The organism is Candidatus Cloacimonadota bacterium (assembly GCA_020532085.1).
Taxonomy (GTDB): domain Bacteria; phylum Cloacimonadota; class Cloacimonadia; order Cloacimonadales; family Cloacimonadaceae; genus Syntrophosphaera.
The window spans coordinates 1-25106 of record JAJBAV010000023.1; the positions used below are offsets into that span (position 1 = coordinate 1).

General features: G+C 56.1%; 9 protein-coding genes. 3 read left to right on the top strand and 6 right to left on the bottom strand.

The window, feature by feature from the left end; translation table 11 throughout:
- Positions 1-2102: 2102 nt before the first annotated feature.
- Both LHW45_07095 and LHW45_07100 read right to left on the bottom strand, forming a co-directional pair.
- Entirely contained in the window at positions 2103-3935 is a 1833-nt protein-coding gene (locus LHW45_07095; protein ID MCB5285340.1) for a hypothetical protein, read from the bottom strand.
- Between the two features lie 1920 nt (positions 3936-5855).
- A complete protein-coding gene (locus LHW45_07100) occupies positions 5856-11420 on the bottom strand; it encodes a choice-of-anchor J domain-containing protein (protein ID MCB5285341.1) in 5565 nt (1854 codons plus the stop codon).
- Between the two features lie 932 nt (positions 11421-12352).
- On the opposite strand from LHW45_07100, the gene LHW45_07105 reads away from it, so the two are divergent.
- The 3 genes from LHW45_07105 to LHW45_07115 all read left to right on the top strand — a co-directional run bounded on the left by LHW45_07105 (position 12353) and on the right by LHW45_07115 (position 20689).
- Positions 12353-12985 carry a transposase gene (locus tag LHW45_07105; protein MCB5285342.1) on the top strand — a complete coding sequence of 211 codons (633 nt, stop codon included), beginning with the start codon at positions 12353-12355 and terminating at the stop codon, positions 12983-12985.
- Positions 12986-14218: 1233 nt separating this feature from the next.
- Positions 14219-19012 (top strand): choice-of-anchor J domain-containing protein, encoded by a 4794-nt coding sequence (locus LHW45_07110; protein ID MCB5285343.1) that lies wholly within the window; start codon positions 14219-14221, stop codon positions 19010-19012.
- 1044 nt (positions 19013-20056) lie between these two features.
- Positions 20057-20689 (top strand): transposase, encoded by a 633-nt coding sequence (locus tag LHW45_07115; protein ID MCB5285344.1) that lies wholly within the window; start codon positions 20057-20059, stop codon positions 20687-20689.
- 745 nt (positions 20690-21434) lie between these two features.
- On the opposite strand, the gene murA is transcribed toward LHW45_07115, so the two are convergent.
- From murA to LHW45_07135, 4 genes are all read right to left on the bottom strand, one after another.
- Complete coding sequence (gene murA / locus LHW45_07120) at positions 21435-22688, bottom strand: UDP-N-acetylglucosamine 1-carboxyvinyltransferase (protein MCB5285345.1); 1254 nt, start codon at positions 22686-22688, stop codon at positions 21435-21437.
- Positions 22689-23019: 331 nt separating this feature from the next.
- Positions 23020-23826, bottom strand: a complete 807-nt coding sequence (prmC, locus tag LHW45_07125) for a peptide chain release factor N(5)-glutamine methyltransferase (protein ID MCB5285346.1) — start codon at positions 23824-23826, stop codon at positions 23020-23022.
- The gene (locus LHW45_07130) at positions 23823-24749 is read right to left on the bottom strand and encodes a response regulator (GenBank protein MCB5285347.1); all 927 of its coding nucleotides are present in this window, start codon (positions 24747-24749) and stop codon (positions 23823-23825) included. The genes prmC and LHW45_07130 overlap by 4 nt, the downstream gene beginning before the upstream one ends.
- Positions 24746-25054: an STAS domain-containing protein gene (locus tag LHW45_07135; protein MCB5285348.1), complete on the bottom strand. Its 309-nt coding sequence runs from the start codon at positions 25052-25054 to the stop codon at positions 24746-24748. Before LHW45_07135 ends, LHW45_07130 begins: the two co-directional genes overlap by 4 nt.
- Between the last annotated feature and the right edge of the window lie 52 nt (positions 25055-25106).

A 25106-nucleotide genomic window follows, 5' to 3' on the forward strand; every position in this document is an offset into this window, starting at 1 on the left:
TTGGTCGACGGGGACGTCGACCTTCCGGAATACATGCCTACCATCTCATCAGCGGCGACATATCAAGATGTAATCCGGAAGGTTAACGTCCCCGTTAACCTGGCTCCGCAGGAGCCATCAGAATACCCATCATAACTTACAAGGCTTAGATTTTACCGCAGATCAGCGAAGCCCTCAAGGCTTTTGGCCGACGGGGACGTCTGCCATTGAGCGCTGTGCTGTCATTCCGGGGTAGTGGCCCCGGAATTCAGTCATAAACCCCGCTCGCGGGGTGCTATAGGCGGGGGTTTCAACCCCCGTAGCCGCAACGTGCCATACAATGTTGCTTTGGCCCGCCCCTCCCCAGGCGCAGGCGCGGCCTGTGCCTGGGGAGGGGCGGGCATATATTTTATCGCATGGATGCAACCTGTGTATGGGGGTTGGAACCCCCGCCTATATTCCCGCACCGGTTGAGACCGGTTTTTCGGAAGCTCCGGTTTCTCCCCGGGCTGTGCTGATATTAACTGACCAGGTATGGACCAGGTATGGACAGGGGGTTCACGGGGAATATTTCTTGCTTCGCTCCCAATATCAATACGGTATCAATACGGAATCAATACGGATTTCATCCGTAATGATTCCGTATTGATACCGTATTGATATTGGGAGCCACCCGGGTTTTTACCGAATTTCTGGCGACTTTTTTCGTTGGTCGGTATGAACCACCAGGTTCAATGGAAAGCTCTTTTTCAAGCCGGGTGAGTGAAGGGGTCGGCTGGACACAATACTTTCAACCGACCGGCCTCAGATCTTCATTCCGGGTGGTGAGGCTGGATTCGAGCGAGTCACGAGCATCGACTCCAGCAGGGCCATCACCGGGTGTCGACACAGGCTTGTATGGACCTGTCAGATGTTTGAACCCTCTCTCTGTGTCTCTGTGCCTCTGTTTTTATCGTTTTTTTATCCTGTCGATTCTGTCATCCGGGTTCTATTTCACATCGGCGTGAATCCGCGTCTTTTTCCGCGAAAATCTGCGGGAAACCTCCTGTTTTCATTCTTCCTGTGCCTCAAGATAAATCTCGGGCACCCAACTGACTGAAGTCTATGCTACAAAAACTCTGTGCCTCTGTTTTTTTCGTTTCATCCTGTCGATCCTGTCATCCGAGTTCTATTTCACATCCGCGGGAATCCGCGTCTTTTTCCGCGAAAATCTGCGGGAACCCTCTCTGTCCCTCTGTTTTTATCGTTTTTTAATCCTGTCGATCCTGTCATCCGGGTTCTATTTCACATCCGCGTGAATCCGCGTCTTTTTCCGCGAAAATCTGCGGGAACCCTCCTGTTTTCATTCTTCCTGTGCCTCGAGATAAATCTCGGGCACCCAACAGACTGAAGTCTATGCTACAAAAACTCTGTGTCTCTGTTTTTATCGTTTTTTTATCCTGTCGATCCTGTCATCCGGGTCCTATTTCACATCCGCGTTAATCCGCGTCTTTTTCCGCGAAAATCTGCGGGAACCCTCCTGTTTTCATTCTTACTGTGCCTCGAGATAAATCTCGGGCACCCAACAGACTGAAGTCTATGCTACAAAAACTCTGTGTCTCTGTCCCTCTGTTTTTATCGTTTTTTGTCCTGTCGATCCTGTCATCCGGGTCCTATTTCACATCCGCGTGAATCCGCGTCTTTTTCCGCGAAAATCTGCGGGAACCCTCCTGTTTTCATTCTTCCTGTGCCTCGAGATAAATCTCGGGCACCCAACAGACTGAAGTCTATGCTACAAAAACTCTGTCCCTCTGTTTTTATCGTTTTTTGTCCTGTCGATCCTGTCATCCGGGTCCTATTTCACATCCGCGTGAATCCGCGTCTTTTTCCGCGAAAATCTGCGGGAACCCTCCTGTTTTCATTCTTCCTGTGCCTCGAGATAAATCTCGGGCACCCAACAGACTGAAGTCTATGCTACAAAAAACTCTGTGTCTCTGTGCCTCTGTTTTCAAAAGGTCTTTTTCTGTCCCTCTGTTGTAACCGCCAATTCGTGGGAATTCCTGTGATTTGCGGACAAAGAAAAACCCCCGCGGCGTTGCGGGGGCAAATATGCAGCAGGAAGTTCCTGCCAATTTAGACCGGGATCAGTTGACCTGGTCAGTGATCATGCGTTTCTTGTAGGTGGCGCGGGGTACGGATTTCTCCAGGGGCGCGGGAGCGGGGTTGGCCTTCACCTTGTTGGGGTTCAGGGCCATCTTGCTACCGTCGGTTTCGGTGGAGGCGGTCACATAGAAGAACTGGTAGGGGGCTGCGCCCTCATACATGTAACCGAGGTCGCCAATAGCGGTGGCGAGCGGTGTCCAGGGTTGGAGAGCGGTGGGATCGTTGGAGCCATATACGTTGTAGGAGAGGGCTCCGGTCACAGCGTCCCAGGAGATGGTGGGATAGCCGCTGTCCAGAACGATGGATATGATGGGGGCTTCCACACCTATGGTGCCGAGTTCGACGGAGCATCTGATGCACATGTCTTCATCGGTGGCGTTGGGAGTTACCCACGTATAATCGAGAAGGTCGGCATCGTAATAATAGGCCCAGGAGGTGGCCCAACTGGAGATGGGAATTGACATGTCACCCATGAGTCCGGGCGCGCCGGCTTCGTAATCACCAACCTGGAAATAGGCCACGTAGAAGGTTTCGCCGGCCGGGATGTTGATATCATAGGCGGAGACATCATAGGTGTTCCACTCTCCCAGAGTGCAGGTGGCTGGGGTGATGGGCACCAGGGGATTGGCCATGTCCGGAAGGCCGGTGCCGTCATCCGGGAAGATGGCGTAGCTGAGGTTGCCCAAAGCACCGATAGGCCAGGTGTTGTCCCTCATTTCGAAGCTTACTTCGGTGATCTTTACGGGCTGGTCGTAATACCAGAAGGCATTGGCCCAGCCGTCACCCGCATCGTAGTAGGCGTGCGCCATGCTGCTGTTGTCTTCGTCGTAGGCCAGTGCGTCACCCAGGGTGAGATCCGGCACATCTTGCTGCAGATAGACATTGTTGTTACCCGGGGTAACGTCAAGGTCGTGCCAAGCTTGGAGTTGCAGGATGTAACGTCCAGGGGTGGTGGGCAGGGTGCAATCCGCGAAGGTGTCGAGATGCAGTTCCTGGCTGGCGGCCAGGTTGACCGTGGTGGAGCTTACCCAGAGAGGTGTGGTCATATCCGCAGCGTCCCAAAGGGCCAGAGCAACATCCACGCCGGTCACCGCGATGGGTGTCCCGGTATTATCCATACTGTTGTTGGTCACGTCGGCTTCATAATTGATGACCTCACCGGGCGCCATGAAGAAATCGCCCGTGAACCAGAGTGAACTGGCCTCGACGTCGACCTGGTCACCCAAGTAAGTGACTTCAGCCGTAAAACAGTAATCGTACCACATATCCCAGCCTACTGGTTCCACAACGGTGTAATAGTTGTAGCTACTTCCGGCGACAGAGGCGTCGTGCATGGTGGCAGTCTTAGTGTTTGGCAAAAGACCATTCGGAGATGTCATCACCATGGCAAAGGCGGTGCCGTTGGCGCCGGTGGGGCCGAAGACGAGGTTGGCGGCGGATAAATCCACATAGTTGAAATCTTCTCCGACGGGTGCCGTGGCCCAGTTAATGAGGTCCGCGTACAGTATTGTTGCACTAGCCAGAGGGAACATCCCGCTCTGGTCTGGTAAACCATTGACATCAACAGGCCAGATCTCGATGAGCACGTTGGCCTGTCCGAGGGCACCTGGTCCATAGAAAGGGAAATAGACCCCTTCCAAATCGCAATTGACTGGAGGCGTAAACACCGTTGCCGCTCTTGTCAAGACTGAACCGTCGGTCATTTCCCTTGGTATGGTTTGCAAATAGACCTCACTGGTCCAATACTTAAGCTGAACAGCCGCCAAGCCGGAAAACGCCAGCAGCACCAGCATTAATATTACTAGTTTCTTCATAATTAAGTTCTCCTCTTTTCAGAGTTGGTTTGAAGAAGTTAAGCGATGGGAGTCCTTTCCGCGCGGCCGTTTATTAGTCCGGCCGGGCTGCGGCCTCCCTGTTTGGTATCGATACCAAAGAACGGTTACGGATGCTGTCTGCGCGGCCGGGCACTGCGTTGGCGTGTACATGTGCGATGATGTGGTGGCGAAGGCGGCGCCTGGCTGGAAGAGGGAGATCCGTGGTTTGATGGGGGGTTGGGGTTTGTTTGCGGAGGGTGAACGCGAAAGTGGGCGCTTCTGCAGCGGGACTCTTTCGAGAGCGGCAGAGAACAGACTGGATCGGGCCAAAGGCTGTTGGGGCCAATCATCGCTCCTTTCATTCCACTTCGCGTAGCGTGAAAAACAAAAATACATCTTCCGGGAAAGCCGCGCGGACAAGGCTTGGCCGGCCCATAATCCCTGAGGCGGGTTTCCCCAAATGAACACAACTTTGTTATGGTTTCCCTTTTATGCGCCTGCAATTTATATGTCAAGGAATTTCTCAGCCCCTTTTCGGCTTTGCCTGTGGAAAAAGAAACACAACCGCGGTAAGATGTATCAACGCATATGGTTCCGGCTTTGGCGCGGGCAGCATTCATTTGTTGCGGGAAATGACTTTTTTGAAAACAGAGGGACGGAGAGGGTTCCCGCAGATTTACGCAGAAAAAGACGCAGATTTACGCAGATCAATGTAACATCAGCTTCAGCTTGTTGGATGCCCGAGATTCATCTCGAGGCACAGGGAACACGAAAACAGAGGGACAGAGGGACAAGGTGAGCAGGGTACGCGAAAACACCGGCAATGGAGAATTCGTGCTAATTCGTGTAATTTGTGGACAGAATAGGTCGCGGAAAAGCGCGGAAAAAGGGAAAGAGTGGTCAGAAAAAGAAGAAATGACGGGAACACCTGTAACCGCCAGAATCCGCTTGATCCGTTGAATCCTTTGCATCCGTGGGGAAATGGAACCCGGATGACAGGATCGACAGGATAAAAAACGATAAAAACAAAGGCACAGAGAGGGTTCCCGCAGATTTACGCAGAAAAAGACGCAGATTTACGCAGATCAATGTAACATAAGCTTCAGCTTGATGGATGCCCGAGATTCATCTCGAGGCATAGGGAACTCGAAAACAGAGGGACAGAGGGACAGAGTTTTTGTAGCATAGACTTCAGTCTGTTGGGTGCCCGAGATTTATCTCGAGGCACAGGGAACACGAAAACAGAGGGACAGAGGGACAGAGGGACAGAGTTTTTGTAGCATAGACTTCAGTCTGTTGGATGCCCGAGATTTATCTCGAGGCACAAGGAAGAGTGATAACAGAGGGACAAGGTGAGCAGGGTACGCAAAAACACTGGCAATGGAGATAATTCGTGTTAATTCGTGTAATTCGTGGACAGAATAGGTCGCGGAAAAGCGCGGAAAAAGGGAAAGCGTGGTCAGAAAAAGATGAAAACACACGGGATCTAATCCGTATAATCAGTAAAATCCGTTGAATCCGTAGAGAAAGATATTCGTGCCAATTCGCGTAACTCGTGGACAACTGCCTGGATTCCGGGTCTGGTTCCGCTGTAGTCGATGCTCCTGCGTCGCTCGACGCCAGCCTCACCGCCCGGAATGACGTTGCTGTGTACCTTGTGACCAAATACATACACCTCTCCGTGTCTCTGTGCCTCTGTGTTAAATCTTTTATTGCTGTGCCTCGAGATGAATAGAGGTTCACGCAGATAACGCAGAAAAAAACGCAGATTGACGCAGATTGTTCATATGATTGAAATCCGTATAATCAGTTGAATCCGTAGGGAAAGAAATTCGTGTAATTTATGGACAAGAAAAAGGGCGGGACCGAGGTCCCGCCCATGTTTGCAAGCCGGGGAGGATGACCCTCCCGGGCTGGGGTTTACTTGTTCAGTTGCGGCCAAACGCCTTTGGAGGCTGGCATTTCGCCGTCGCTCGCGGTGATCTTGAAGAACTTGTAGGCTGTGGCGCCCGCGTCGAAGGTGAAGCTGGGCGTGGCGCTGTAACCCAGTATGGCCCAGGGATCCGGGGCATAGGGGTCGTTGGAGCCATAGACGGTGTAGTAGCTGGCGCCGGGTTCGGCGGGCCAGGCGATGGTGACATTGTTGCCGGTGGCGCCGATGGTGCCGTTCTCCACATCCGGAGGCGTGATGAAGATGCCCAGGGCGTTGGAGATGATGGCCTCGGATTCCAAGGCTCCGCTGTAGTTGGCTTTCACCGCCCACTTGTAGGATCCTTCACCCAAGGCGGCGAAACCGGTATCAAGGTAGGTGGTGTCGGCAACCGCTCCGTCGAGCAGGTTCCAGTTGCCGGGAATTGCTTCATCGGCAGCCAGGAAGCGGAAGACGTCGTAGTTCAGGAACCAGCGGTCGTCGTTGCGGGCGCCAAACTGGGCGGCCATGGCCTTGCTGGGGGCGGGGCCGATGTAGATGTCGTCGATGTACAACCCCGCGTAGGAAACCACGGTGGTGGCATACACGGAGAAGCGGATCTGAATGGTCTGATCCGCGTAAGCGCTAAGATCGACCACTTTCTCAGCCCAGGCATTTTCGATGGCGGTTTCAGTAAGGACCGTGGTCCAAGTGCTGCCGTTGGTTGAAACCTCCACATAGTAGTAGTCGAAAGTATAGTAGAGGTTGTTCCAGCGCCAGAAGCGCATTTGCGGACTGGTGAAACCAGCCAGGTCCACGGTATTGGTCAGGTAACTCCAGGCACCGGACATGGAGTAGGGAGCGTAGAGGATGGTTCCCCAAAGTCCGGTTCCGGAATAAGCCGCCGTGGGTGGCACTTCGCTGTCTGGATAACCGCCAACAACGTAGTTGGCCACATTGTAGGCATCGGTCCACTGCCAGTCTCCATATCCGCCGCTCACCCAGCCACCGTTGTCATCCTCGAAATCGAAGAAGAGGTAGTCGGGTTCTCCGGCAGGTTCCCAGAGCAGGCGCGCGTTGTCGCCTTCGTGGCTGGCCACCAGGTTGTAGGGCGTCCAGAGGTATTCGGTGAGGTTGATGGTGCCCAGGTCGACGTTGGTTTCGATGGCGTTGAAGGAACCGCTTGCTGACGCGTATCCCGCTTTGCTGACTTCCCAGGTGTAGGCGAGGATGTCCACGCTGCCTTTCACGTCGGCAATGCTGAACACGCCCCCCGCGCCTGTGGTGGTGCTGTAGTTGTGGTATCCGAAGAGCTCAACTGTGGCGCCAACAAGGCCGGCGGGATAGTCGTTCGAGGTTACCACACCGCTCACGGTGAGGCTGGGCAGGGCTTGCAGATAGAAGTCCTGCGTAACGGGGGTACCGGGCTCGAAGGAGATGCCTGTGGCCGTGCTGCTGTAGTAGTCGGTGGCGGAGCAGGTCAGATCCACGAAGGTGCTGTCCCAATAGGTGAATTCGTAATATCCGAATTCATCTGTGTAGGCAACGGCACGTTCGGTGAGGTTGACCATGGCGCCTTCGATCGGGGTGGTGGTGCCAGACTGGTACACATGGCCGGAGAGGATGGCCTGCGGATCGAAGGTCGCGTTCTGCACCACGAACAGGGTGTTGGGCACATATCCTACAGCCGTTCCCGTGGCGGAGGGAGCCAGCGGATCGTAGGTGACGCTGTCGCTGTAGAGATAGCGCGAGCGGTTGGTATGGTCCGGAGTGGTGGTGTAGTAGAATTTGTCGCTGGCGGAGTGATAGACCGTGTCCATGGGACGGTTGACCCTGGTGGCCAGGGTGCCGCCGGTGTAGGAGAACGGGGTATCCAGCGGGATCACGATGTAGTTCACTCCGGAGGGGAAGTCCACCGTGCCATCAAAGACCAGGGTGTAGTCCACGCCGGGCAGCCAGCCGCCGGTCAGGTCGGTCACCGTGGTGTGCGCCATCCAGATCTTTACCGCCTTTCCTGTAAGATCATTCAGGAAGGTGTTCTTGTACACGATGGCGGTGATGGTTCCGGATTGCAAGTGCATTTCATCGGTGAAATACAGCTCTTCAGTGACGCTGTTCTTGTAATACATGCTCAGCGGCAGGTAGTAGCCGGAGGTGGTGGTTTCGTCGTCGCCCACGGGGATCACCGTCATGGTGTTGTCCAGAACGTAGAGCTCGGTGGTGGGGGAATCGTCGTTGGTGGCGTTTTGGTCGCCGGTGAGCACCACTTTGCCATAGACCTCGTAAACTCCGCCGGTGGCGGGAGTCCAGGACAGGATGTGCTGGGCGCTGGCGCCAGGATCGAGCGGGGTTGTTACATCCAGGGTCGCCAGTTCGGTGCGGGCATCCACGCTCATCAGTTTCACGGTGTAGGCGCTTTGGGTGGCTGTGCCTTCGTTATAGACGTCAACCGTGAAGTCGTAAGCGGTGCCGGCTGTCATTATGCCGGGATTGGAGACCGCGGTGGCGGCCAGGTCGTTGGGCAGCAGTTCGAGCAGGCGCACGTCATCGATGTAGAGGCTTCTGTAAGTGCCGCCCAGGCCATGCATGAAGCAGATGTACTGGTCGGTGCCGGTGTAATCGGCATAGGACACTTCATACTCGGTTTTGGTGGAGGTCAGGCTGATGGAAGCGATCTGGTTGAAGGTCCCGGTGCCGTCGGGGACGTCCACCGTTCCCACCAGCAGCGGATATCCGGTGCTGCTGCTGCTGGCGTAGAATTTCAGCTTGATCTGGCTGAGGGAGCGGCCCAGGTCGATCATAGGCGTGATCAAGCGCAGGTCGGCAGCGGCGTCGGCGCTGTTGCTCATCTGGACGCTGTTGGGCGGGCTTTGCGCGTAGGTGGTGGAGCTGTAGGTGCGCACGTAAGCCGAGGTTGAGGTCGAGTTCACGTATCCGGTCCAGCCATAGGCCATGTCCGGAGCGGTGACGCTGTCGAAGTACTCTTCGTGCGGCAGGGCCACGATGGTGGGATCGGGCAGGGTGGTGAAGCGGAACACCTGCAAACCGGAAGTGGGATCGGGGTTGCCGTCATCGTTGTAAGGCAGCACCGCCCAGTACCAGGTGGTGTTGAATCCCAGATCGATGTCGGCCTGCGCGCTCAGATCCAGATTGCTGTTGGTGGTCTCATACAGGTACTCGCCGTAGTAGTCGTTGCCGGGATCGATCAGGCTGGTACCCACGAACACTTCGTAGTAGGTCGGGGCTCCGCCACCCACCGCGTTCTGCCAGTTCAGGATGCAGTTGGCAGGATCAACGGTTGTGGAATTGTCTTCCGGAGCCAGCAGGGTCACATGCTCGGGTGCCTGTCCGCCCAGGCGGATGCGCACGTTGTCCACGAAGAAGTCGTTGTCGGCATTGCTGACGGTCGATTCCCCGTAGAAGGCGACGTATTTGATGCCGGTGTAGGCATCCAGCGGGATCACATAATGGTCGCCGGTGTGGGAGACGCTGTTGTACACCTCGTAGATGCCGCCGGTGGTCAGGTCGTCATTGTCCCAGACCTTCACGGCGTTGGCGGTGGACCAGGATGTGCCGTCGCTGATCAGGACCACGAACTTGTCGTCCACGCCGGAAAGACCGGCAGGATCGTCCGGAGGCAAGGCATTGGTGTAATCCGTCAGGGCAATATCAAATTCCAACTGGTAGCCCGCCCCGGGCATCTGTATGGGCGGGGTCATCAGCCAGTATTTCCAAGTTGTTCCGTATATGTTCGTTTTGGCTGATTTGTTGGTAGGGTCGGTTACTATATTGGCGAAGTCATCCTGCAACCAGCCACTGGTGGTGGTTGTGAGCGTTACAGGCTCGGTGGTAAGCAGACCCGACCATCTGGTCCAGTTGGTGGGCGGGAAGGTGGTTCCGGTGGTGCCGAAATCCTCCAGCCAGGGCATGGTGTAGATGATGGGATCCGGCCTGGTGGTGAAGCTCTGCACCGTCGCGCCGGGTCCGGTGCCTGAGCCGTTGTAGGCTGCCACAGTCCAGTAGTAGGCGGTGTTGTAGTTCAGGGCCGTGGTGAGGGTATAGGGCGAGGTCACGTCGCTGGCGTAGAGTGTGCTGCCGTCGGTGGTATCCAGGTAGAGGTTGTAGCCGGTGGGGATGCCGCCCGTGGTGGGAGGATCCCATTCGAAGGTGGTGTATTCGTTCACATCGGTGGCCAGGTCCGCGGGCGCAGTCAATGTGGGCGCGCCGGGCGCTACCGCGGCAAGGTCCGGACCGAAGAGATGATCGACGTAAATGTATGACGCTGCGGTTTGTTGGGGAGAATGGAAGGCCAGGTAGTAATTGCCGGGGGTCAGTCCGCTCAGATCAATTGTGACCGGATACCAGATGCCAGTTGCGGCAAAGGTGATATCCGCGCCCACCTGGGTCCAAGTGGTCCTGTCGGTCGATTGCAGAACCTGAAGCACCTGGCTTGTGGCGGATGCCTTGGCATAGAAATCCAGGCTGCTGGTTGCGTCTACGGCCAGGATGGGTGTTGAAATTGTGTAGGCAGTGGATGTAGACGTGTAGGCATACATGCTGGCCGCGCCATAGAAGGGCGAGGTGGTGCTGCGTCCCCAGTAAGTCGTGCTGGTGGTGGTCCTCAGCCAGCCCAGGGGCGGGAACTCCGTGGCATCGAAGCTTTCGGCGATCTGATCCGCAGTGGGCGTCTTGAAGCTCCAGGTAGTCACGCCGGTGGCCGGCCCGTTGGCGTTGTAAGGCACCACTTTCCAGTAGTAGGTGGTCCCGGGGGCCAGGGTGGGCGTGTAGGAGGTTCCGGGCTGATCATTGCTGACCAGGGTGCTGCCGTCCACCGTGTCCAGATAGACGTCATAACCATCTGGCATGCCCCCGCCGTCACTCCAGGACAGCACTCCGTCCAGGAAGCAGTAGCCGGCGTTGGCGGGATAGACCAGCACGGCCGGGTTGGGGGGATCGGTTTGCGGGGTTACGAGGGCCAAATTGGATCTACTGGTGGAACGCGTCCCGGCTGTTGTTGGCCAGGTTGTATCAGCTTGCTTGTAAACCAATTTGTAGTCCGGGCTGGTGCTACTGTAGCGCCAGGTGGGATAGCCGGTCACATAATCGCCGTCCCAGTTTTTCCAGAAGATCTCGATGTTGCTGGTCCCATCCCAGTCGAAATTGGCCAGGTTGAAAGCGATGTAAAACCAGCCGCCGCCGTTGAAGGTGAGGTTGCCGGAAAAGACCTGGGTGAAAGCGGTGGAATCCGGCATGGCGGTTCCGGTCTCGTCGGCGGTGGTGTTGTAGGTGGTTAGGGTGGTGTGCCGGATGAACATGTGCAGGTCCAGCATTTCATAGTTGGACGGTGTGTTTCCGACGTAATATCCGACCCCGACCATGTTGTCGGTGCCGTCATAGCCCGCTGCTGTCATCTCCGCGGCGGTGACGATGGTCTTGGTCCAGCCAAAGTCATATAGTCCGCTGAATGGTCCATACGTGGCTGAGGAACTGGTGCCCAGGGTGCCGATGGGATAAACGTCGGCCCAGGCAAACGCCGCCAAGAGCAGGAGCAGGGTAAAGAGCAAGGGTTTTTTCATGTTAACTCCTTGGGTAGGTGTGAATGTCATCAGACGGGATCTAAGCGATAAATTGACTCCGCCTGCTTGGGTATTGAAGTTGAAAAGAAGGGGTAAGGACTTCCGGGGCGGGCGCGGGCACGGTTTTGATGTGATAATGTGCGACGTTATCCTCATGTAATGGGTGCCGGACGCGGGTTTGGGGATGGTCCTTGCTTGGGATTGATGTTATGTTGTTGTGGTTTTGAATGCTTCTTTCCTGATCGGGGATGCGGTTGCATCCTCCTTCCCCAGATCTCCTCGAATTCCTACGATCGAAATGCGTGAGTTCTTCCCGCATTCAATCTCCTTGGTCAGTTTTTGTCCGGTTTGGTTAAACTGCTTAAGGCCGTTCGTTGTGTGGCTTGAAATACGCGTCAAGCCGACCGGGGACGTGAACCAAGTTCGCCCCGGGGATGGCATTTCACCACCCGGCCATCATTTTTTTTAGCCCGCCGGGGGTGTCAAGCTTTTTTTCGCGGGGAGCGGCGGAAGCCAATCCAGGAGTAGCAGACATCCCCGTCATTCACCCCACGAACTCACTGCGCTCGTCCGCGAGGACCCCGAGCCAAGGCCCGGAGGGACTTTTGGAACTAAAAGACAAACCCCTGCGGGGTTTCGCAAACGGGGACGTTTGCGGCTCCAGTGGCATATACAGGAGTGGCAGACGTCCTCGTCTGCCAAGGCCCGGAGGGACTTTCTGACGCAGAGAACAAGCTTCTCCGAAGCTTCGCAAACGGGACGTTTGCAGCTCCAGGATGGAGAGCTTTCGAAACTCAAAGAACAAGCTCCTTCGAATCTTTGCAATCGAGGACGTTTGCGACTCCGATCTGGGTCAGTTGTAACTCCCGAAAAAACTACTTTACAGTTTTAGATACTTCCATCCCTTGGAAAAAACATCTTGGGAAAGCCTTATGGAAAAGATCGTGGAAAAACACCGGCGCTCATTACCTCATTTACAGCTGGAGGGACAGATCATTTCCCTCACCTGGCGGCTGGCCTTCACCCTGCCCCAAACCTTGCTGGACATGCAGGACGATTTGAAAGAGACCTTGGCCAAAATCGGCAAGCAGAAACATCTGGATGCTGCAGCCACATACTCAGAATATGTAAAAAAGCTACAGGACTACGATGCCTATTTGGGGAAATTCGAACTGGCGGGAATATCTTTGACTGAGGATGCAATCGCCTCCATGCTGGCCTCCGCGTTCCGGTTCTACGACAGCAGTTTGTATGAATTGCACAGTTATTGCCTGATGCCCAACCATGTTCATTTGCTAATCAGGCCACTACTGGACGGTCAGGGCGGGTTCCATCAGACCAGTGCGATCGTGCAACGCCTGAAGAGCTTCACTGCCAAACGGATAGACGCGCACTTGGGGAGGCGGGGAAAGGTTTGGCAGGCAGACTATTTTGACAGATTCATCCGGAATCCTGCTGATTATCTGAATGTTGTGAAATACATCCTGGATAATCCTTTGAAAGCCGGATTGGTTAAACGCCATGATGAGTGGAAGCACGCTTATTACCAGCCAGGCTTGATCTGAGACAAGTGAGGCTATTGGAGGTGCGTCAAACGGGGACGTTTACGGCTCCAGTGGCTGATCCAGGAGTGGCAGACGTCCCCGTCATTCACCCCACGAACTCACTGCGCTCGTCCGCGAGGACCCCGAGCCAAGGCCCGGAGGGACTTTCTGACACAGAGAACAAGCTTCTCCGAAGCTCCGCAAACGGGGACGTTTGCGGCTCCAGTAGCATATACAGGAGCGGCAGACGTCCCCGTCTGCCAAGGCCCGGAGGGACTTTTGGAACTAAAAGAAAAACCCCTGCGGGCTTTGGCAAACGGGGACGTCTGCCACTCCGATGTTTTGTGTGTTTTGTGCAGATGGGGACGTCTGCCACTCCGATATTTTATTCTTCACTCCGCGCGAACAAATGGAAAGGAGTGGAAAAAAATCCATGCTTCGGGAAATGATTCCTCCCCCCAGGAAGAAAAGTCCTTGACAATAAGTTCGGTACCGGCAGCCTTGACTTTTATAGCGTTGAATATTTTCTGCCTAGCTTGGATCTCTTTATTGGCCTGCCATGCAGGCCCGATCCACAGATTCCGGAAACCGCTACGGCTTCCCAGCAGGGGACAGCCGCAAACACAGGGAGCGTTGATGAAACTTGGCTACCGAGCATACCAGCTTCAAGCTTCCGGCAGCCCCAAACTGCCGCGAGGAAGAGCAGCATCAACTTTCCCCGGCTTTCCACCCTTTTATTTCAAAGCATCGTCCGAAAACAGTTTTCCCCCGTCCCCCGCTTTGCGCGACGCGTCCAAACGTAACATCGCACATTACAAGCGGCCTTCCGCGCGAATCCAGGCCACGGGAAAACAGCTTCACTTAGTAACTTCAAAAACAAATCCGGGGCCGCAATCCGGCCGGGAGAACAAACCTCCGGGCTGAAACCGGCCCCGCAGACCTATCCCCAGAAATTCTTCAACCCAACAATGCCTCTTCAAGGAGAGATGATTTATGAAGAAATTACTAATTCTGCTAATGGCCCTGTCCCTGGCGGGACTGGCTTTTGCTGACGTAATAATCGGATCAGGGACAAGTACCGGAAGGTATCCCCTGAACGATTATTTCGTGTATTCCAGGTCGCAATGCATATATTTGAGCTCGGAAATAAGTGCCAACCCTGGCACAATAACCGCTTTGCAATGGTATCGGAATGATACCGGCGCGGATCCAAACGCCATAGGCACCACCGAAATCTGGCTTACGGAAACACCCTTGACCACATTGTCCACCTGGCAGACTGAGGGAACCCTGGTTGCCACCATTTCCAACATAGACCTGGGTTCCGGCGGTGGCTGGTATAACGTGGATATTGCTGATTTCGATTATTCCGGTGGGAACCTTATGGTTTCCGTTCGCACCCAGAACGCGCCATATACCTCTCCTCATTCCTACTGGCGCTATACCAGCACCTCAACCTACTTAAGTCTGCTTGGCAATAGTGACGGTACAAACCCTCCAGATGTATACACGAGTTATTCCCGACCGAATATAACATTCGTGGGCATCGACGTTGCGGTGTGGGACGAACCCACCAACCATGTGACGGATTTTGCCGCAGGGACTCTGGCCTATACCTCTATCCAGTTGAACTGGACCGGTTCCACCGGCGCGCAGCTGCCCGGCAATTATCTGATCCAAGCGATCAAGAGTCCCGGAACCTATGCCGCGGTGGCAGATGGAACTCCGGTGGCCAACGACGCGGTTTGGACAGACAACAACGCCGCGATCAACGTGGCCCATGTAGTGGGTGCCAACACCTACACTTTCACGGGGCTGACTGCCAACACGGCCTATGAATTCAAGATCTGGCCCTACACAAATTCGTTGGCCGCAATTGATTTCAAAACCGACGGGACCATCCCGACGGTGAACGCCTCCACTCTAGACCCCACCCAGGCTCTGGATTACAGCCAGGACTTCAACAGCGGCACTTCGCTGCCTGCCATCAACTGGACCGGAGACATGTCTATTAGCTCCACACACGGCAATGCCGGCACCAACGGCCTGTATAAGAACCTCTACAGCTACACTACCACTACCAACGCTGTAACCCCTCCCATCGGGCCGATGACCGACGACTGCCAGATCCTGTTCGATTACCGGATCGTGAATTACTCTGGCTATCCCTCCACCGGAACCACCCTGGGGGCCAGCGACAAGATCGAGGTGCAGGTTTCCACCGACAACGGAGCCAACTTCACCACCATCTATACGATCGACAGTACCAACCATGTTACCAGCAACGCCTTTGCCACGCTCAACCTTCCCGTTACGGCTTATGACGGGGACATCATCCTGGTGAAGTTCCTGAGCACCTGGGGTGCCGGGGATTATTACGTGGATATCGACAACGTGATCGTGCGCGAAACCCCCCTGGCCGGGATTCTGACCGTCTCTCCGAACCCGGTGGAATGTGGAAACGGCTATGTCGGATTCGATAAGAACGTGCAGGTGTCACTCACCAACACCGGAGTGGCGGCGTTCATCGTAAGCACCATCGCCCTGGAAGATTACACCAACTTCGATCTGGCCGACCTCCCCACCCTGCCCGTAACCATCAATCCCGGCGATCCCGCCGTTACCTTCACCGTGGTGTTCAATCCCACCGTGGCTGGCGCCCTGACCACCAACCTGCTGATCAACGACACCCGTCTGAACTCCAGCATCGTGGTTAACGGCACCGGCGTGGATCCTCTGGTTGGCGAGATCTGCGAGAACCCCTATCTGGCCACCCTGCCGCTGGTTGACTATGCCGGCACCACTGCCGGATACGCCAACGACTACACTTCGGCGATGTTCACCGGGTTGGGCAGCACCTCCTATGTAGGAGGTAAAGACTGGGTCGCCAAGATCACAGTGCCAGCGGATGGCTGGCTGGATGTCAGCCTGGCTGACCAGACCGGATACAGCTCACAGTGGATGGGAGTGTTTTTGGTCAACACCATTCCCAGCCTGGCTTCACCTGCCGCCGTGCTGGCCCAGGCAACTGGCTCCAGTGGTCCTCAAACCATCACTGACGCGGTGGTAGCAGCCGGAGATTACTATGTGATCGTGGACAACTGGCCCAGCCCCGCGGACATCTACTTCGTGCTGAACGTCTCCTTCGAAGCTGTCACCAGCGCGCCCAACCCCGCCAATTTGGTGAGCCCGCTTGACGACGCCATCAACGTACCCCTCACCCAGACCCTGAACTGGAGCAGCGGCGGCGGCTACGTGGAAGGCTACCGGCTTTCCTTCGGTACCGTCGATCCCTATGCCGTGATCGTCAACGACGTGGACCTGGACATGCTAACCACCTACGATCCGACCCTGGCCTACGGCACCGAATACTGGTGGACCGTTACCCCTTACAACTACCTTGGCGACGCCACTCCCATCACCGAGTGGTCTTTCACCACCATGGCAGATCCCACCGTCATCATTCCTCCGGACTATCTGACGAACTTCGAGACCTGGCCTGCCACCAACTGGTCGCAGATGAACTACCTCTATGGCGGCACTCCCGCCATGGGCGGTAGCTGGTTGCAGGACGACTGGTTGAATGTAACCAGCCCCGTGGACAAAGCGGCCAAGATCAACATCTACTCTACCCACAATTCCTGGCTGGTCACTCCTCCCATCCAGGTTCCCGGTGGCGATTACGTGCTGGAATTCGACCTGGCCCTGATGGTTTGGAGCAGCCTGTCTACCCCGGTGACAGCTGGCAACCAGGCCGACGACCGCCTGCTGCTGGTGATGAGCGACAACGCGGACATGAGCAGCCCCACCACCCTGATGGAGTGGAACAACACCGGCTCATCCAACGTGTTCGACAACATCTCACCCACCGGTGAGACGATCAGCTATCCCCTGGCCGGGATCACCGGCACCAAGCACTTCGCCTGGTACGCTGAATCGATCACTGACACCGCCGGTGACAATGACCTGATGGTCAACAACGTGATGATCCGCATTCCGCCCACCGCTCCCGAAGCGCCGCTCCTGGTTTATCCCGGTACTGACGCTACGGACCTGCCCAAGACCGGTTTCGACCTGTCCTGGCAGAACAATCCGCTGGGGTTGGAACCGGATTACTTCGTTGTCTATATGTGGACCGATGCTCAGGGCGAATTTGGCGGCCCCTTCTGGGAAACCGCCGACGCCAGCGTGACCACCCTGAACCCGACTGTGGTGATCCCGGAAGGTGAAACTGAACCCCTCACCTTCGCTTATGACGAGCGCTGGAACTGGACCGTGTCCGCTGTGGTCGGCACCACTGAAGTGATTGCCGATTCCCGCTGGTTCGTGATCCAAAGCGATCCCACGAACTACGATTACCCCTACGAAGAGCCCTTCGACGAAATTGCGCTTGGCGCACTTCCGGAAGATTGGACCCTCATCGATTATTCCGGCGGCTGGCAGGCAGCTGAAAACATCGGCCCCTATTCCCTGCCCTATGCCGCGACCATCTATTACAATTCCACCCTGGCCAAGGACGACTGGATGATCACGCTGCCGATGTACATGGAAGAAAGTACTCTGTACAACGTCTCCTTCATGCTCAAGGCCCCGGGCTGGGATGGCACTCCGGAAGCGCTTGCCCTCCACGTGGGCGATGCACCGACCGTGGCCGCCATGACCGCCGGCACCACCCTATATGACAACAACGCGCTGGAAGTGGCCGACTGGATCAACGTGACCGTGCCGTTCACCCCGGCTGCGGACGGAGTTTATTACTTCGGCTGGCATGCCTATTCAGTGGCGAATGTGGATTACATCGCCGTGGACGACGTCATGATCTTCATTCCCGAAGATGTTGACCTGGCTGCCACCGGCATCTCCGGTGACGGCGGCGGTTTCGTGGGTTCACCTGTGTCCACCACTGTAACCGTCAGCAACCTTGGCACTACCGGCCAATCGAGCTACACGGTGTATGTGAAAGACGCGGCTGACGACTCCATCCTGGACCAGTTCGAAGAAACAGTTGAACTGGGCTCCCTGGACTCCAGAGACCATGTGCTCAGCTGGACCCCCACGGTTGACGGCACCATCAGCATCTACGGCGAAGTTGTCGTGACTGGCGATGCCAACCTGGCCAACAACACCACCGGCACCATGGACGTGGTGGTATTCACCGCCACCACCGTGCTGGCCTATGTGGGCGATCCTGCCACTACCTGGGTATCCTCGGCATATCCGTTCGATATGTACTATGAGGATTTCGTGGCCGAAACCATCTATCTGTCCAGCGAAATGATGATGACCAGCGGTACAATCAATGCCCTTGCTTACTACAACTACTTCGACGCTGCCCACACCAGACCCGTGCAGATCTGGATGAAGAACACCGATGCCAACGATCTGGCGGCCAGCTGGCTGGATTGGACTGGCTATGTGCCTGTGTTTGACGGCGATTTAGTCGGCCCCGCGGGTTTCAACGAGATCATCATCCCGATCACTCCGTTCACCTATACCGGTGGCAACCTGGCGATCCGCACCAGCCGCACCTGGCAGGGCGAATGGACCAGCGGAAAACAATGGCTCATCACTGATAACCTGAACTATACCAATAGGACCAGATTCTACCGTGAAGACTCTGAATTCGTAGATCATACTGCGCCCGTGGGTGGCACTACCTCCAATTATGTGCCCAACATTCTGTTCATACTGGATCCCGCCACGCCGATCACCTCGATCGCCGCTCCGGAGATAACCATCAGCAATGTTGGCAGCGACGTGAGTGTTGACTGGGATCTGGTTCCCTACGCCTATTCCTATGAAGTGTATACCTCCGACGATCCTTATGTGTTTGGCACCGTTCCGGGATACACGGTGTACACCAACAACCTGACCGTAACCCCCGGTGTGGATGACGTGAGGGAGTTCTTCAAAGTAACCTCCGCGACCTATCGGACTGATTATCGCGGCAGCGTTGCCAACCGGCCTGTTCTGGCTGCCAAAGAAGGAAAACTGAGATCCGCGGACGCCCCCGCTGTTCCCAAGGTTCGGGCTAGACTAAGCAAATAAACCGTAACCGCCGCGGAACCATCCGCAGCATAAATATCAAACCCCCGCAACACCGCGGGGGTTTTTTGTGCCCGGGAATTTGGTTCACGCAGTTGACGCAGAAAAAAGCTCGGATTTTCGCCGGTGGGACCCGGAAGGTTAACGTCCCCGTTCAACCCTCGCTACTGGAGCCGCAGGCGAAGCTTCGCAGAAGCTTGTTTGGGGGGTAAATGAAAGGCCCTCCGGGCCTTGGCAGACGAGGACGTCTGCCGCTCCTGGTTCATGCTTGTTTGGGTGGTAAATGAAAGGCCCTGCGGGCTTTGGCAGACGGGGACGTCTGCCGCTCCGATAATAAATGCAGCCAGGGACGTCTGGCAGTTAACCCCGGCTCCCGGCCCCCGGACGCGCCCCCCGCCCAATGCCCGCATTTGGTGCGGGGATCATCCGGGGGGCTGGCGAGGAGGTTTGACGCGGACGATAAGGACGGGACCCGGAAGGTTAACGTCCCCGTTAACCTGGCTCCGCAGGAGCCATCTCTGGCCATAACGAATACTGAGTCTGAGACGGATGTTAGCACAAAGCCCTGCGGGCTTTTGGTCGACGGGGACGTCGACCTTCCGGAATACATGTCGTCCATCTCATCAGTGGCGACATATCGAGATGTGATCTGGAAGGTTAACGTCCCCGTTAACCTGGCTCCGCAGGAGCCATCTCTGGCTGTAACGCAGACTGGGGCTAGGTTCGGATTCGGAGTCCGCAAAGCCCTGCGGGCTTTTGGTCGACGGGGACGTCGACCTTCCGGAATACATGTCGTCCATCTCATCAGTGGCGATATATCGAGATGTGATCTGGAAGGTTAACGTCCCCGTTAACCTGGCACTGCAGGAGCCATCTCTGGCCATAACGAATACTGGGTCTGAGACGGATGTTAGCACAAAGCCCTGCGGGCTTTTGGTCGACGGGGACGTTGACCTTCCGGGATGGGAAGTCGGCCTGCCGAATATTTTTTCCCTTTACAAATTTTGCCAAAAAATAATCCTGCATCCTGTGTTTGGGAGGAACATCATGGAAAAGATCGTGGAGAAACACCGGAGTCATCTGCCGCACTTTCAGCTGGAGAGGCAGATCATATCCCTGACCTGGCGGCTGGCTTTTACCCTGCCAAAAAACCTTCTGAAATTGCAGACAGATCTGGAAGAAGAACTGGCGGAAATACGCAGGGAAAACACATCAGATCTATCAGTCAAGTATGCAGGATACATCCAAAAACTGGAAGAGTTGGATACATTTTTGGGCAAGCTTGAGTTAGATGATCTGTCCTTATGCGCTGATGAAAATCCTCAAACGTTGATCTCCGCCATCAATTTCTACGCAGGCAACTTCTACGAACTACACAGTTACTGCATCATGCCCAACCATCTGCATCTCCTGATCAGGCCCCTGCCGGGACAAGGTGTTGACTTTCATAAAGTTAGCGCGATGGTTCAGCGTTTGAAATGCTATACTGCCAAAATGATCAACCAGCGATATGAAAGGCTGGGAAAGATCTGGCACCGGGACTATTTTGACAGATTTATCAGAAATCCTGATGATTACCGCAATGTGGTGAGCTATATCCTGGCAAACCCGGTTAAGGCTGGCCTGATGAAAAAAGCGGAGGCATGGAAATACTCATACTTTTGCCCCGGTCTGATCTGAGGGTGGCATGGATGTCCGCAAAGCCCTGCGGGCTTTTGGTCGACGGGGACGTCGACCTTCCGGAATCTATGCCTACCATCTCATCAATGGCGATATATCGAGATGTGATCTGGAAGGTTAACGTCCCCGTTAACCTGGCTCCGCAGGAGCCATCAGAATACTTATCATAACCCACAAGGCTTAGGCTTTAGTGCAAATCAGCAAAGCCCTGCGGGCTTTTGGTCGACGGGGTCGTCGACCTTCCAGAATACATGTCGTCCATCTCATCAGTGGCGACATATCGAGATGTGATCTGGAAGGTTAACGTCCCCGTTAACCTGGCTCCGCAGGAGCCATCTCTGGCCATAACGAATACTGAGTCTGAGACGGATGTTAGCAAAGCCCCGCGGGCTTTTGGTCGACGGGGACGTCGACCTTCCGGTTCTATCCGCAAAGCTTTTGTTAATGCGTAAATCAGGTCTATCCGTAAATCAGTTCAATCCGTAAATCCGTATGAGAATGGTAATGCCCGGCTTCAAGCCAGGTGCCGCGAGATAAATCCCGGGCACCCAACAAGCTGAAGCTTATGTTACAATGGCTTTGTTCCTTGTTTTTTTATCTGTGTATATCCGTGTACTTTGTGCACAAAGACTGGATTCCGGGTCTGCGGCGCAAAAGCACCTTAGCCCGGAATGACGTACACTCGGTTCTCTATCCCTCTGCTTTTATAATTCGTGTAAATCCGTGTAATTCGTGGACAAGCAGATCAGGCAATATCGCGGGTAATGCAGGCTCCGATGCCGTTCAGTTTTTCCTCGATGCGGTCGTAGCCGCGGTCGATGTGGTAGATGCGGGAAACGGTGGTGCTGCCTTCGGCGACCATGCCGGCCAGGACGAGGGCCGCGGAGGCGCGCAGGTCGGTGGCCATCACTTCCGCGCCGCTGAGTTTGGCCACACCTTTCACGTGGGCCACGTTGCGTTCCATGCGGATGTCGGCCTGGAGGCGGTTGAGTTCGGCCACGTGCATGAAGCGGTCTGGGAAGATGGTGTCCTCGATGAAGCAAGCGCCGTCGGCCAAGGCCATCAGCACGGTGAACTGGGCCTGGAGGTCGGTTGGGAAGCCGGGATGGGGCAGGGTGAGGATGTCCACCGGTTTGATCACCCGGGGCGGGACCACGGTGATGCTGGAGGCCTGAACGTCCAATTCGCAGCCCGCGGCGCGCAGTTTTTCCAGCAGGATGCCCAGATGCTCCGGTTGGCAGTTGGCCACGGTGACCGGCTGGGTGCTGAGGGCGCCGGCGATGAGAAAGGTGCCGGCCTCGATGCGGTCGGAGATCATCGGCATTTCCACCGGGAAGAGGTCGTCCACGCCCTCGATGGTGAGGGTGGTGGAGCCCAGGCCGGAGATCTTCGCGCCCATTTTGTTGAGCAACTCGATGGTGGAATCCACCTCCGGTTCCATGGCGGCATTGAACATGCGGGTGGTGCCGGTGGCGAAAACCGCGGCCATGAGGGCGTTGATGGTGGCGCCCACGGAGGATTTGGCGAAATGGATGTCAGCGCCGGTGAGTCTGTCCGCCTTGGCGTGAATGTAGCCGTGTTCGATCTCGATCTTTGCGCCGAGGGCCTCCATCGCCTGCAGATGCAGGTCCACGGGCCGGGTGCCGATGGCGCAGCCGCCAGGGAACGAGACCCGGGCTTCGCCGAGCCGGGCCAGCAGCGGCCCCAGCACATAGATGGAGGCGCGCATCTTGCTCACCAGTTCGTAGGGCGCTTCGTTGTAAACCACGTCGCGCGAATCGATCGACATCATGCCGTTTTCGTAGACCACGCGGGCACCCAAAACCCGCAGCAGATGGGCCATCGTTTTGAGGTCGATGAGGCTGGGCACGTTGCGCAGCAAGGATTTACCGGGCGCGAGGAGACAAGCCGCCATCACGGGCAGGATGGCGTTTTTGGCCCCGCTCACCTCGATGGTGCCGCTGAGTTCGCGAGTGCCTTCAATAATGAATCTGTCCATTGTTGTTCCTTTTTAACACAGAGACGGGGAGATAAAGAGTTTTCAACGCAGAGAAAAGCAGAGTATACGCCGAGTACAAGCAGAGGTCGTGATAAGGGTGTAAAACCAGCCGAGGCTTTTCAACCTGAGGAATCAGCCGCAATGTTATTCCGGAACACAGCGCCCCTGGCGCGAAGAGACGGAATCCAGCCCTGGCGGGAATAGCCATCCCGTCCAGTCCGAGGCCGCAAATTGAATTACGGGCAGCCAACAAGCTAAAGCTTAGGGAACTTACCATCTCTGCTTTTCTCTGCATCACTCTGCTTTTCTCTGTGGTAACTGTTTCTCTGTTTTATCTAAAGCCCAGATAGCGGTTCCGACCGGCAAGGTCGTCCTGGGCCAGGAAACAAGTAAAGCCAGCCTGCGTGCCCAGGGCGGTGATCGCCTCCCTTTGGGCAAAGCCGTGTTCGAAGAGGGACAGGCCATTGTCTGCCAGATGGTTATGAAGCCGGGCAAACAGGCGGCGGTAGATCTGCAGGCCGTTCTCTTCCGCCAGCAGGGCTTGCCGCGGCTCGAAATCCCGCACTTTGGTCTCAAGTTCACCATAATCAGCCGCGCTGATATAGGGCGGATTACTGATCACCAGGTCGAAAGGCCCGGCGCCGGCGGGATAGAGGTCCGCTGCCAAAAAACCGATCAGGCAACCGTGCCGGGAGGCGTTGGCCCGGGCCAGGTCCAGCGCGGCGGCGGAGATATCCGTGGCCGTGAGCGCCAGGTCCGGCCGTTCATGTTTCAGGGCGATGGCGATGGCGCCGCTGCCGGTGCCGATCTCCAGCACCCGGGCAGCAGGCTCAAGCAGTTGCAGGGCAAGTTCCACCAGGCCTTCGGTTTCCGGGCGGGGGATCAGCACGCGGTGATCCACCAGAAGTTCCAGCCCGTAAAACCAGGCCTTGCCCAAAATGTACTGCGGCGGTTCTCCCTGGGCCAGCCGGAGGAGGCCGGCGCGGATGAGGGCTTGCCTGGCCGGGTCCAGTTCCCTGTTCAGTTGCAGCGTGAGGGCGGGTACGGAGCAATCCAGCCAACCGGCCAGCAGCCAGGCCAGATCGGCGGAAGGCTCCAGTTTGGGTTCCGCGCCTGCCAGCAGAGAGGCCAGGGTCATGCCTGCGCGTTCGGCCGGGGCTGAAGCTTGCGCAGCACCTTCACCCTGCGGCCGCCGTCTTCGAAATCAAGCTGGTCGGAAAGAAAATACAGCATGGCCAGGCCGCGTCCGTGAGCTTCCAGGCTCAGATTGTCGTCCGCCTGCAGCCGTTTCAGCCAGGCCTCGAAATCAAATCCCCGACCGTCGTCCTCCACGCTGATCACGATGGCTTCGCTGGCCTTTTCCAGCCACATGGAGAAGCGCATGCGGCGCCCGGCTATGCCTGGCTGGAGCAGTTTGCGCCTGATGATCTCACCCAGGTCTTCCTGCTCGCTCAGCCGCTCCGCGTCGGTGAGTTCCAAAATTCCGTGGATAAAGGCGTTTTGCAGCATTTCGTCGGCGCAGGTGAGCAGATCGCTGAGAGTGTCGTGAGGGAGGTCCAGGTTGTTTTGCAGGATGGGGCTGAGGATCTTGGTGACTCCCGCGCCGGAGAACTTGAGGGGGTCGATCACGCAGGAAAACTCCGCCCGGTCAAAGCTGTTCAGCAGTTTGTCCTTGCTGCGCCGGTTCATGAGGCGGGCGGTGATGGCCTCGATGGACTTGAGCAGGTGCGGGGTCTCGATCGGTTTGCTGATGAAGTCCGCGGCGCCCAGGCGAATGGCGCGGACAAAGTATTCCTGCTCCAGAAAGCCCGTCATCAGGATCACTTCCTGGTCGCGGCCGTCCTGGCGGATCTTCTCCAGAAAATCGAGGCCGTTCATGCCGGGCATTTCGATATCGCAAACCACTATGTCGTAGAGATTTCTGCGCAGCTTGCGCAGGGCGTCGCTGCCGCAGGTGGCAGTATCCACCCGGTAGTCGTGGATGGCCAGCAGCGCGCCGAGGGTCGCCGCGAGCTCGGGACTGTCGTCAACGATCAGGATGCTGTGGGCTTGAGGGGTCATTCCAGATTGACGAGGAAAAGTTGGTTGAGCTTGAGCATGTTGAAAAGCTCGTAGATGGAGTCCGAACTGCGCACCACTTCGATCTCTCCGCCTTTGCCGATGAAGTCCTTGTAAAAGAGCAGCAATTTGCCGATGCCGGTGCTGCTGATGTTTTTGCACTCGAACAGGTCGATATCCAGAAAGCGCGCGTCCGATTGCAGCACTTCGTCCAGCTTTTGCTGCAGGACGGAGGCGTTGTCGCTGTTCAGAAAGCCGTCGACGACCATCAGCGCCCTGTCGCCGGTGAAGCTGAGATCAATGTTCATAACCATCCCCTTTGATGCTTCGTTTGTGTGGCCAAGTTTACGCTCCGCTCCC